Raw genomic sequence first — 11,774 nt, 5'->3', positions numbered from 1 at the left:
TTGCGGCGTCGCTGGTGGCGGTTGCGGCGTCGCCGGTGGCGGTTGCTGCGTCGCTGGTGGCGTGTGCGGCGTCGCCCGTGGCGGTTGCGGCCATGGAGGCCCGGGCCACGATGCGCTGCACAAAGCGCGGCGGGCCGTCGAGGAAGCCATCTTCGTAGGCCACGGTGCGCAGCGCGCTGCAGCGTTCGAGCAGTTCGCCGGGCTGCAGCAGAAAGTCGGGCCGCGAGGGCTTGCCCACCGTCTCGTTGCCGGCGGCGAAGGTTTCATACACCAGCCAGCCGCCCGGGGCCAGCGCGGCCAGGATCTGCGGCCACAGCGGGCGCCAGAGGTAGTTGGTGACCAGCACCAGATCAAACCGCCGGCCGGCCAGCGGCCAGGGGCCATTCTCGATGTCGGCCAGCAGGCATTCGGCCGCCGCGCCCAGATCGGCCAGCCCGGCCAGCGCCGCGGCGTCGCGGTCCACGCCGGTGCAGCGCAGGCCGCGGCCGGCCAGCCAGCGCAGGTGGCGGCCGCTGCCGCAGGCCAGGTCGAGCGCGCTGGCGCCGGCGCCGGGCAGCAGGTGGGCCCAGCGCAGCAGCCAGGGCGATGGGGCCGGGCTGGCGTGCGGGCGCGGAAGTGGCGTGAGGGGCGTGGCGGGCGTGAGGCGCGCGGGGGGCGTGAGGGGCGCCTCGGGCGCGCGGGAGCGGGTCATGCCTAGAAACACGACCACAGCTGGTTGGCCAGATCCACCGCCAGGTGCGGGTTCTGGTAGGCCAGCAAGACGGTGGCCAGCAGCAGGCCGGCAACAAACCACAGGGCCAGGCGTGTCATGCGTCGCATCGCGGTTGCGGGTGGGATGGGGCGGAAGGAAGGGGGCGGGCGAAGACGCTGCGGGGGGCGTGCAGCGTGGTGCGTGGTATGCGGTACGCGTTGCAGGGTGACGGGTGCCGGGTCGGCCGGGCGGCTGCTCAAGCCGCGGCCGGCTGGGGCGTGCGCGCAATGGCGGTTTCACGCACCGGCAGGTTGGCCAGCGCGGCCAGCACGCCCAGCACCACGGCGATCCACCACACGATGTCGTAGCTGCCGGTGGCGTCGTACAGCTTGCCACCCAGCCAGACGCCCAGGAACGAGCCTACCTGGTGGCTGAAGAACACGAAGCCGCCCAGCATCGACAGGTACTGCACGCCGAAGATCTGCGCGATCACCGCATTGGTGGGCGGCACGGTGGACAGCCACAGAAAGCCGATCGCGCTGGCGAACAGGTACACCGACCACGGCGACAGCGGCGCCCACAGGAACAGCACGATGACCACCGAGCGCAGCGCATAGATGGCGGCCAGGATGTGCCGCTTGGCCAGGGTCTGGCCCAGCGTGCCGGCGGTGTAGGTGCCGAACACGTTGAACAGGCCGATCAGCATCAGCGCGGTGGTGGCCACCGACGGGTCGAGGCCATGGTCCTTCAGGTAGCTGGGCATGTGCACGCCGATGAACACCACCTGGAAGCCGCAGACGAAATAGCCGGCCATCAGCCAGCGAAAGCTCGGGTAGGCAAAGGCCTCGCGCAGCGCCGCGCCCACGCTCTGCTGCTGCGCCACGGCCTGGCGCGGCGGCTCCTTCAGGCCGCGGGCCAGCGGCAGCATCAGCAGGGCCAGCGCGCCCAGCACGAACAGCGCCTGCTGCCAGCCCACGCCGCGGATCAGCCCGCTTTCCACCGGCACCATCAGGAACTGGCCGAACGAGCCGGCGGCGGCGGTGATGCCCATGGCCCAGCTGCGCTGGTCGGCCGGCACGTTGCGGCCGATCACGCCGTAGACGATGGCGTAGGTGCAGCCGGCCTGGGCCGTGCCCACCAGCAGGCCGGCGGCGCCGGTGAACGCCAGGCCGCTGGTGGCCAGGGCCATCAGCACCAGGCCGGCGGCGTACATCGCCGCCGCGGCCAGCAACACGCGGTAGGCGCCGAAGCGGTCGGCCAGCAGGCCGGCCACCGGGCCGGCCACGCCCCAGGCGATGTTCTGCACCGCCATGGCAAACGAGAAGGTCTCGCGCGTCCAGCCGCGGTCCATGGTGATGGGTTGCAGCCACAGGCCGAAACCATGGCGGATGCCCATGCTGAGGGTGACGATGGCCGCGCCGCAGATCAGCACCTGGGCCATCGACAAGCTGGGTGGCGTGGCGGCGCCGCGGGCCGCTGGGTTCGGTTCTGACATGCGGCCACTGTACCGACAAGTGCCCGGGCCCTGCTGTGCGGGGGTGATGGCGGACCGCCGGCCCGGGCACAGCGCACCCGCACCATCCGCGCACCGGCCAGGCCTCCCCCCTGGCCCGGCCGCTTGTGCCCAAGGGCAGCGAGGCGGTGCACAGGATGCCGGCCATGGAAGTGGGCCGCCCCCTGGGCCGTGGGCGGCAGGCCCGCCGCGGTGCCTAGAATCCCGAGCCATGGCAACCCCACCCAAACAAGGCAGTTACGGCGAAGCCTCGATCCGCGTGCTGAAGGGCCTCGAGCCCGTCAAGCAGCGGCCGGGCATGTACACCCGCACCGACAACCCCCTGCACATCGTGCAGGAGGTGATCGACAACGCCGCCGACGAGGCGCTGGCCGGCTACGGCAAGCGCATCGCCGTCACGCTGCACACCGACGGCTCGGTGAGCGTGGACGACGACGGCCGCGGCATCCCCTTCGGCCTGCACCCTGAAGAAGGCGTGCCGGTGGTCGAGATCGTGTTCACCCGCCTGCACGCCGGCGGCAAGTTCGACAAGGGCGCCGGCGGCGCCTACAGCTTCTCGGGCGGCCTGCACGGCGTGGGCGTGAGCGTGACCAACGCGCTGGCCAGGCGCCTGCAGGTGACCGTGTGGCGCGAGGGCCAGGTGGCCACGCTGGCCTTCAGCGGTGGCGACGTGATCGAACCGCTGGTGGTGCGCAAGGCCAACCCGGGCGAGCGCAAGCAGGGCACCCGCGTGCAGGTGTGGCCCGATGCCAAGTACTTCGAGGCGGCCGAGCTGCCGCGCAACGAGCTGACCCACCTGCTGCGCAGCAAGGCGGTGCTGATGCCCGGTGCCACGGTGACGCTCACCACCGAGAAGCCCGGCGACCGCGAGGCCGAGGTGCAGACCTGGCTCTACAAGGGCGGCCTGCGCGACTACCTCAGCCAGGGCCTGGCGGCCGACCCGGTGATTCCGCTGTTCGAGGGCGAGGCCTATGCCTCGGGCAACGAGAGCGAGAACTTTGCCGAAGGCGAGGGCGCGGCCTGGTGCGTGGCCTTCACCGAGGAAGGCGGCACGCTGCGCGAAAGCTATGTGAACCTGATTCCCACGGTGGCCGGCGGCACGCACGAGAGCGGCTTGAAGGATGGCCTGTTCGGTGCCATCAAGGCCTTCATCGAGCTGCACAGCCTGCTGCCCAAGGGCGTGAAGCTGATGCCCGACGACGTGTTCAGCCGCGCCAGCTTCGTGCTCAGCGCCAAGGTGCTCGACCCGCAGTTCCAGGGCCAGACCAAGGAGCGTCTGAACAGCCGCGACGCGCTGCGCCTGGTCAGCAGCTTCACCCGTTCGCCGCTCGAGCTGTGGCTGAACCAGCATGTCGACCATGGCAAGAAGCTGGCCGAGCTGGTGATCAAGCAGGCGCAGACCCGCCAGCGCGCCGGCCAGAAGGTGGAAAAGCGCAAGGGCTCCGGCGTGGCCGTGCTGCCCGGCAAGCTGACCGACTGCGAAAGCCGCGACACCAGCCTGAACGAGGTGTTTCTGGTGGAGGGCGACTCCGCCGGCGGCTCGGCCAAGATGGGCCGCGACAAGGAAACGCAGGCCGTGCTGCCGCTGCGCGGCAAGGTGCTCAACGCCTGGGAGGTCGAGCGCGACCTGCTGTTCAAGAACAACGAGATCCACGACATCTCGGTGGCCATCGGCATCGATCCGCACGGCCCCAATGACACGCCCGATTTCTCGGGCCTGCGCTACGGCAAGGTGTGCATCCTGAGCGATGCCGACGTGGACGGCTCGCACATCCAGGTGCTGCTGCTCACGCTGTTCTTCCGCCACTTTCCCAAGCTGATCGAGCGCGGCCATGTCTACATCGCCAAGCCGCCGCTGTTTCGCATCGACGCCCCGGCGCGCGGCAAGAAGCCGGCGGCCAAGATCTATGCGCTCGACCAGGGCGAGCAGGACGCCACGCTCGACAAGCTGCGCAAGGAAGGCGCCCGCGAGGGCAGCTGGAGCATCAGCCGCTTCAAGGGCCTGGGCGAAATGAGCGCCGAGCAGCTGTGGGAAACCACGCTCAACCCCGACACCCGCCGCCTGCTGCCGGTGGCCTGGGGTGTGCTGAGCTTTGACGAGACCGTGGGCTCGTTCAACAAGCTGATGGGCAAGGGCGAGGCCGCGGCGCGGCGCGAGCTGATGGAGATCAACGGCGACGCGGTCGAGATCGACATCTGAGGCACGGCCGCCGCGCGACGCGGCGGGCCGCCTGCCGGGCGCCGTGCCCGGCCCCGGCGCTCAGACCGAGATGCCGACCACCGCGTCGATCACATAGCCGGCACTGAGGCTGCCGCTCACCGTGGCCATCTGGCTGGTGACGCCGTCACTGAAGACGTTGTCGCTGGCCAGGCTCACGCCGTTCAGCGCGGTGAGGCTGCTGCTGTAGCCGCTGGCCGAGCCATACACGGTGCGGCACGCGTCCTCGGGGATCGCGATCTGCGAGACCTTGGTCCAGTCGCCCACGCTGCCGGCGTCGATGGCCGCCGTCTCGCTGGGGTAGACCTCGTAGTGGATGTGCGGCCAGCGGCCGCTGTAGGCACCCGGAAAGATGGTGGTGAAGCTGACCTCGCCGTTGGCGTCGGTCACCTGCACGCCGCGCAGGTAGTTCTGACCGGTGTGGCCGCTGGAGTACAGCGAGTAGTTGCCGTCGCGGGTGCAGTGCCACACATAGATGGCGTAACCGGCCAGGTTGGCGCAGCCGCTGTTGGCATTGACCAGCTTGATCTTGAGCGTGGCCACCACACCGGCGGCGGTACCGCTGGCGCTGGCCACGCTGGTGCGGATGTCGCTGCGCACGATGCCCGACAAGGCCAGCGCATTGAGCCGCTGGCTTGAGGCCAGCGTGCCGTCGGCCGGGTAGGGCCCGTTGGTCTCGGTGGGCACCGCGGTGCACGAGGACACGGTGGTCGAGCCGCTGCCGGTGGTGGTGCCGCTGCCGGTGGTGCTGCCAAAACCCGCGGTGCCGGCGTCGCCACCGCCACCGCCGCATCCGGCCAGGGCCATCGGGCCGGCCGACAAGGCCACGCCGGCCGACAGCCAGCGCAGCAGGCGGCGGCGCTCGGGGCTGGCGTCGAGCATGCGCTCCAGATCGGTGGAAAGTACGTGGCGTCGTGCTGCGTTCATGGGGTTGCCTCCTGTGTCCGGCGTCCAGCCGGGATCCTGCCCAATGCCGTGCGCATTGGGCCGCGGCCAGGTTTCGCGCGCTGTGCGTGCAGGTAAATCTGTGTGTCGGCCGGCGCGCCTGGGGTGGCGCCGGCTGCTGCGCCAGTGCCCGGGCGGCGGGCCGGCCGCGTGGCCGGCCGGGCGTGCCGACAATGACACAATGCCCGCAGCACCCGGCACCGCCGCTGGCGGCGGCGGTCGGCCCTGCGGGCCCATGCCGGCGCTGCGGCGCGCCGGCCCCGCCGCCTGACAGCCTGCACGCGGCGTGCCTGGCTGGCCCGGTGCCGGCTTTCGAACCACTTGTCCTGACAGCAACGGCTCCCCCGGCGGCGGGTGCCGCCAGCCGCGACCCATGTCCTCAGACCAACTCTCCCTGCTCAACACCCCGCCCGGCGAACCGGGTGATGCCATCACGCTGGCGCATTACGCCGAGCGGGCCTACCTCGAATACGCGCTCAGCGTGGTCAAGGGCCGCGCCCTGCCCGATGTGTGCGACGGTGCCAAGCCAGTGCAGCGGCGCATCCTGTACTCGATGCAGCGCATGGGCCTGGGCTGGGGCGCCGCCGCCGGTGGACCCAAGCCGGTGAAGAGCGCGCGCGTGGTGGGCGATGTGCTGGGCCGTTTTCACCCGCACGGCGACCAGGCCGCCTACGACGCCCTGGTGCGCATGGCGCAGGATTTTTCGCTGCGCTACCCGCTGATCGACGGCCAGGGCAACTTCGGCAGCCGCGACGGCGATGGCGCGGCGGCCATGCGCTACACCGAGGCACGGCTGTCGCCGATCTCGCGCCTGCTGCTCGACGAGATCGACGAAGGCACGGTCGATTTCGTGCCCAACTACGACGGCAGCTTCGAGGAGCCCTCGCTGCTGCCCGCGCGCCTGCCCTTCGTGCTGCTCAACGGCGCCTCGGGCATTGCCGTGGGCATGGCCACCGAGGTGCCCAGCCACAACCTGCGCGAGGTCTCGGCCGCCGTGGTGGCGATGATCCGCAACGACCTGCTCAGCGACGACGAGCTGTACACGCTGATCCCCGGCCCCGACTACCCGGGCGGCGGCCAGATCATCAGCCCCGAGGCCGACATCCGCGAGGCCTACCGCGGCGGCCGTGGCAGCCTGAAGGTGCGCGCGCGCTGGAAGATCGAGGACCTGGCGCGCGGCCAGTGGCAGCTGGTGGTCACCGAGCTGCCGCCGGGCGTCAGCACGCAGAAGGTGCTGGAAGAGATCGAGGAGCTCACCAACCCCAAGGTCAAGAGCGGCAAGAAGGCCTTGACCCAGGACCAGACCCAGCTGCGCCAGAGCGTGCTGAGCGTGCTGGACGCCGTGCGCGACGAATCGGGCAAGGACGCCCCCGTGCGCCTGGTGCTCGAGCCCAAGAGCCGCGCCGTCGAGCAAGGCGAGCTGATCACCACGCTGCTGGCCCACACCAGCCTCGAGACCAGCAGCTCGATCAACCTCACGATGATCGGCCGCGACGGCCGGCCGGTGCAAAAGGGGCTGCGGCAGATCCTCACCGAGTGGATCGACTTCCGCCAGGTCACGGTGGCGCGGCGCACCCGCCACCGGCTGGACAAGGTGCTCGACCGCATCCACGTGCTCGAAGGCCGGCACCTGGTGCTGCTGCACATCGACGAGGTGATCCGCATCATCCGCGAGAGCGACGAGCCCAAGCCGGCGCTGATCGCGCGTTTCGGGCTCAGCGAGCGGCAGGCCGAGGACATTCTCGACATCCGCCTGCGCCAGCTGGCGCGGCTGGAGTTCATCAAGATCGAGCAGGAGCTGGCCACGCTGCGCGACGAGCAGGCCCGGCTGGAAGAGATCCTGAACAGCCCGGCCGCGCTCAAGCGCCTGCTGATCAAGGAGATCGAGGCCGACACCAGGGCCCATGGCGACGATCGCCGCACGCTGATCCAGGCCGAGAAGCGCGCGGTGGCCGAGATCAAGGTGGCCGACGAGCCGGTGACCGTGGTCGTCAGCCAGAAGGGCTGGGTGCGTGCGCTCAAGGGCCATGAGGTCGATGGCGCCACGCTGCAGTTCAAGGCCGGGGACGCCTTGTGCGCCACCTTTGCCTGCCGCAGCGTGGACACGCTGCTGGTCTTTGGCACGCCCTCGGGCGGCGATGGCCGGGTGTACTCGGTGGCCGCGTCCAGCCTGCCCGGCGGCCGTGGCGATGGCGTGCCGATCACCACGCTGATCGATCTGGCCCCTGGCACGCAGCCGGCGCACTACTTTGCCGGCGCGGCCGAGACCACGCTGCTGCTGGCCAACAGCGGCGGCTACGGCCTGCTGGCCAAGGTGAGCGACATGCAGGGCCGCAACCGCGCCGGCAAGGCCTTCCTGACGCTGGGCGACGCCGACCAGCTGCTGCCACCCGCGGTGGTGCTGCCGGCGCACCGCCAGGTGGCCACGCTGGCGCAAGATGGCCGGCTGCTGGTGTTTGCGCTGGATGAGCTGAAGCTGCAGCCCAACGGCGGCAAGGGCCTCACGCTGATGGACGTGGATGCGCAGTGCCCGCTGATCGCCGCCGCCACGGTGGGCGAGGTGGTCACGGTGCTGGGCCAGGGCCGCGGCGGCAAGGCCAAGGACGAGGTGCTGCGGCCGGCGGCGCTGGCCGCCTACCTGGGCAAGCGCGCGCGCAAGGGCAAGAAGATCGACGGGTTCGTCAAGCCGCAGCGCGTGGCGTGAGCGTGCCGGCCGGCCCTGGCGCACAGGCGGGCCCCGGCGCCGGCCCAGGCAACGCCGCCGTTGCCGCCGCGCTGCGCCCGCTGTGGCGCCAGCCCGATTTCATGCGCCTGTGGACGGCCCAGGTGGTGGCCAACCTGGGCGGCCAGGCCAGCGGCATTGCCTATCCGCTGCTGGTGCTGGCGCTCACCGGTTCGCCGCAGCAGGCCAGCTGGGTGGTGGTGCTGCACATGCTGCCCTTCTTGCTGCTGAGCCTGCCGGTGGGCGCGCTGGTCGACCGCTGGGACCGGCGCCGCCTGATGCTGCTGTGCCTGGCCGGACGCGTGCTGGCGGTGGCCAGCCTGGCCCTGGCCCTGGCGCTCGACCGGCTGGGCCTGCCGCACCTGTACGCCGTGGCCATGCTGGAAGGGCTGTTCCACGTCTTCGTCAACATCGCCGGCACCGCGGCCTTGCCGCGCGTGGTGACACCCGGGCAACTGCCGGCGGCCACGGCGCAGAACCAGGCCGGCTATGGCGCCGCCGCCGTGCTGGGGCCGGCGGTGGGTGCGGCGCTGTACCAGGGTGTCGGCCGGGCCGCGCCCTTCGGGCTGGACGTGCTGTGCCACGGTCTGGCCTGGTGGTCGGTGTGGCGCCTGCGCACCCCGCTTGCGCTGGCCACGCGCAGCCCGCCGCGGCGCCTGCGCACCGAGGTGGCCGAGGGCCTGCGCTGGCTGTGGCGCGAGCGCCTGGTGCGCGACATGGCCTTGATCACCTGCGTGGTCAACGGCGTGCAGGCCGCGGTGCCGCTGCTGCTGATCGTGCTGGCCCACCAGCATGGCGCCAGCGATGCGCAGGTGGGCTGGATGCTGTCATGCGGCGGCGTTGGCGCGGTGCTGGGGGCCGTGGCGGGGCCCTGGGTGCAGCGGCGGGTGCAGTTCGGGCCGGCGGTCATCGGCCTGCTGTGCGTCGAGGCCGCGGTGTTTCCGCTCTACGCCCTGGGCACCGGGGTGTGGAGCCTGGGCCTGGTGTATGGCGTGATCATGTTCTGCGCCCCGATCTACAACGTGGTGCAGTTCAGCCACCGGCTGGCGATGATTCCGGACGGGTTGCAGGGCCGCGTCAACAGCAGCTTCCGGCTGGTGGCGATGGGCCTGATCCCGGTGGGCGCGGCGGCCTGCGGCTGGCTGCTGGAGCACCGCGACACCGGCACCGCGCTGGCCGTGTTCAGCACGGTCTGGGCAGCGGCCGCGCTGGCCGCGGTGATCGACCCCGCCGTGCGGCGGGCGCGCCGCCACGGCGACTGACACCGATCACACGCCACGCAGCCCAACACCCGTGCGGCGCCTCGCGCAGGGCCGCCAGGTGCCTGCGCGGCAGGGGCAGCCGCAGCGGGTCAGCGCCGCGGGCCGCTGAACAGCCGCCCGGCCGCGCGGTCGCGCAGCGCGCGGGCCCAGGCGGGCAAGGCGGGCAGCGGTGGCAGGGGCGGCAGCGGTGGCAGCGGTGTAAGTGGGCCAAAGGCCGGCGGCCGGCCGGTGAGCTGCGCGGTGATCGCGGTCTTGATCACCGCCGCCAGCGGCGGCACATGCTCGGCGGCCCCCAGCACGGCGCGGCGCGCCAGCCGCGCGGGGCCGCGCGCGTCGGTGAACAGGCCGACGATGGCATTGGTGCCCAGGTACACCGGGCGGGTGACGCGGCGGTGCTCGGCCTCGTAGGGCTGCAGCACCGCCAGCTGGCCGATGTCGCGGCCGGCGCGGTGCGCTGCGGCCAGCTGGCGCGCCAGCACCTGCACACCGTAGAGGCCGAAATTCCAGCCATGTGCGGTGACCGGGTGCATGCCCACTGCGGCATCGCCCAGCAGTGCAAAACGCTCGGCCACGAACTGCTGCGCATACACGCCCACCAGCGGGTAGTGGTGGCGCGGCCCGGCGGCCTGCAGCGCGCCCAGGCGGCCGCCGCTCTGGCCGTGGATGCGCGCGGCAAAGGCCGCATCGTCCAGCGCCAGCCAGGCGGGGGCCTGGTCGCTGGGCACGGTGACCACCGCCGAGCACTGGCGGCCGTTCATCGGCAGCAGGGCCAGCGTGTTGTCGTAGCCAAAACACTCCCAGGCCGTGGCCTGGTGATCGCGTTCGTGCTGCACCCGGCCCACCACCACGCTGCGGCCGAAATCGCGCATGGCCGCGCCAATGCCGGCCAGGCGCCGGGTGCCTGAAAAGCGGCTGTCGGCGGCCACCACCAGCGGCGCGTGCAGCGTGCTGCCGTCGGCCAGGCTCACGCGGGCCAGCGGGCCGCTGCGATCCAGCGCGGTGACGCGCGCCTCGCAGCGCAGCCGCACCGCCGGGCGGGCCAGGGCGGCTTCATAGGCGGCGCGGCGGATGCAGTGGTTGGGCACCAGCCAGCCCAGCGGCTCGCCTTGGCCGCTGGCAAAACGCAGCGGGCCGGTGCTGTGGCCGGCAGTGTTGCCGTCCAGCACCGCCGCCTGCTGCAGCGGGGCCATGCAGTCGGCCGGCAGGCGTGCCCACTGGCCCAGCGCGTGCATCACATCGCGCGCGCGGTGGGTGAGGGCGATGTCGCGGCCGTCCTCGGCCGGCTCGGCCACGGCGGCCAGCGCCTGCTGCTCGAGCAGCCAGGGGCGCAGGCCGGCATCGGCCAGGGCGGTGGCCAGGGCCAGGCCGGCGGGGCCGGCGCCAACGATCAGCACATCGGCATCGGCGGCCGGGTCAGTGGGGGTGGGCATGGCGGCCATGCTGCCCGAGTGGCGCCCGGGCCGGCTTGACCGGGGTCAGCCGAAGAAGCTGTGGCGCCGCAGCAGCTGCAGCGCCGCCACCGCCAGCAGGCCGAACAGGCCCAGGCTCCAGAACTCGTAGGCCAGGCCCAGCAGCGGCGCCGAGGCATCGGCGCAGTTGGCGGTGGCCGAGAACAGCAGCGGCAGCTGCCGGTCGAGCGTGCTCAGCTCCATGATGCGGTCGGCCAGCGTCAGGTTGCACGAGGCGCTCTTGCTGGCCACGAAGTGCTGCCACAGCGCCGCGGCCATGCCGCAGGCGGCCAGCAGCAACACCAGCACGCCGGTGCTGCGCCGGCCGGCGGGTGCCCGCACCACCACCAGGCCCAACACGGCCACCACACCGATGGCCACGAAGATCAGGCGCTGCAGCACGCACCAGGGGCAGGGCTGCATGCCCCAGGCCACCTGGGTGAACAAGGCCGCGCCCACGGCGCCAAAGCTGGCCAGCGCGGCCGCCAGCAGCAGCCGCGCCGGGCGAACCGCCGGGCTCACTTCAGCTCGGCGATGAGTTCGATCTCGACGCAGGCGCCCAGCGGGATCTGCGCCACGCCAAAGGCGCTGCGGGCATGCGCGCCGGCCGCGCCGAACACCTGGCCGATCAGCTCCGACGCGCCATTGGTCACCAGGTGCTGCTCGGTGAACGTGGGCGTGCTGTTGACCAGGCTCATCAGCTTGACGATGCGCGCCACCTGGTTGAGGTCGCCCACCGCTGCATGCAGCGTGCCCAGCAGGTCGATGGCCACCGCGCGCGCTGCGGCCTGGCCCTCGGCGGTGGCGATGCCGGCGCCCAGCTGGCCCACCCAGGGCTTGCCGTCCTTCTTGGCAATGTGTCCCGAGAGGAACACCAGCTTGCCGGTTTGCACGAAGGGCACATAGGCGGCGGCGGGCACGGCCACCGGCGGCAGCGTGATGCCCAGTTGCGAGAGCGTGTCGTAGACGGACATG

General features: G+C 72.0%; 9 protein-coding genes and 1 pseudogene. 3 read left to right on the top strand and 7 right to left on the bottom strand.

From position 1 onward, the window contains the following. Positions 1 to 103 precede the first annotated feature (103 nt). The 3 genes and pseudogenes from N4G63_RS08535 to N4G63_RS08525 all read right to left on the bottom strand — a co-directional run. Positions 104 to 691, bottom strand: a pseudogene (locus N4G63_RS08535) (class I SAM-dependent methyltransferase); the annotation flags it as partial. A gap of 2 nt (positions 692 to 693) precedes the next feature. Then, positions 694 to 819 (bottom strand): hypothetical protein, encoded by a 126-nt coding sequence (locus N4G63_RS08530; protein ID WP_260787897.1) that lies wholly within the window; start codon positions 817 to 819, stop codon positions 694 to 696. 128 nt (positions 820 to 947) lie between these two features. Further along, positions 948 to 2,186 (bottom strand): MFS transporter, encoded by a 1,239-nt coding sequence (locus tag N4G63_RS08525; RefSeq protein WP_260787896.1) that lies wholly within the window; start codon positions 2,184 to 2,186, stop codon positions 948 to 950. A 229-nt stretch (positions 2,187 to 2,415) separates the two neighbouring features. Between N4G63_RS08525 and N4G63_RS08520 the strand changes: the two genes are divergently transcribed. After that, positions 2,416 to 4,404, top strand: coding sequence for a DNA topoisomerase IV subunit B (locus N4G63_RS08520; protein ID WP_260787895.1), 1,989 nt, complete (start codon positions 2,416 to 2,418; stop codon positions 4,402 to 4,404). Between the two features lie 60 nt (positions 4,405 to 4,464). On the opposite strand, the gene N4G63_RS08515 is transcribed toward N4G63_RS08520, so the two are convergent. Then, entirely contained in the window at positions 4,465 to 5,349 is an 885-nt protein-coding gene (locus tag N4G63_RS08515; protein WP_260787894.1) for a dioxygenase family protein, read from the bottom strand. Between the two features lie 391 nt (positions 5,350 to 5,740). On the opposite strand from N4G63_RS08515, the gene parC reads away from it, so the two are divergent. Together parC and N4G63_RS08505 are read left to right on the top strand one after the other, a co-directional pair. Next, positions 5,741 to 8,071 (top strand): DNA topoisomerase IV subunit A, encoded by a 2,331-nt coding sequence (parC, locus tag N4G63_RS08510; protein WP_260787893.1) that lies wholly within the window; start codon positions 5,741 to 5,743, stop codon positions 8,069 to 8,071. Further along, complete coding sequence (locus N4G63_RS08505; protein WP_260787892.1) at positions 8,068 to 9,351, top strand: MFS transporter; 1,284 nt, start codon at positions 8,068 to 8,070, stop codon at positions 9,349 to 9,351. Before parC ends, N4G63_RS08505 begins: the two co-directional genes overlap by 4 nt. An 89-nt stretch (positions 9,352 to 9,440) precedes the next feature. Here the strand turns inward: N4G63_RS08505 and ubiM are convergent, their stop codons facing one another. Genes ubiM through N4G63_RS08490 form a run of 3 tightly spaced genes read right to left on the bottom strand, consistent with a single transcriptional unit; the run spans position 9,441 to position 11,773 of the window. After that, positions 9,441 to 10,781, bottom strand: coding sequence for a 5-demethoxyubiquinol-8 5-hydroxylase UbiM (gene ubiM, locus N4G63_RS08500; protein WP_314599580.1), 1,341 nt, complete (start codon positions 10,779 to 10,781; stop codon positions 9,441 to 9,443). 45 nt (positions 10,782 to 10,826) lie between these two features. Further along, on the bottom strand, positions 10,827 to 11,321 hold the full coding sequence (locus N4G63_RS08495; RefSeq protein ID WP_260787891.1) for a disulfide bond formation protein B: 495 nt from the start codon (positions 11,319 to 11,321) through the stop codon (positions 10,827 to 10,829). Next, positions 11,318 to 11,773, bottom strand: coding sequence for a RidA family protein (locus tag N4G63_RS08490; RefSeq protein WP_260787890.1), 456 nt, complete (start codon positions 11,771 to 11,773; stop codon positions 11,318 to 11,320). Before N4G63_RS08490 ends, N4G63_RS08495 begins: the two co-directional genes overlap by 4 nt. Position 11,774 lies beyond the last annotated feature (1 nt).

The sequence above is a fragment of the Aquabacterium sp. OR-4 genome (genome assembly GCF_025290835.2).
Taxonomy (GTDB): Bacteria; Pseudomonadota; Gammaproteobacteria; order Burkholderiales; family Burkholderiaceae_C; genus Pseudaquabacterium.
This window is presented reverse-complemented; position numbering and strand designations above follow the sequence as displayed.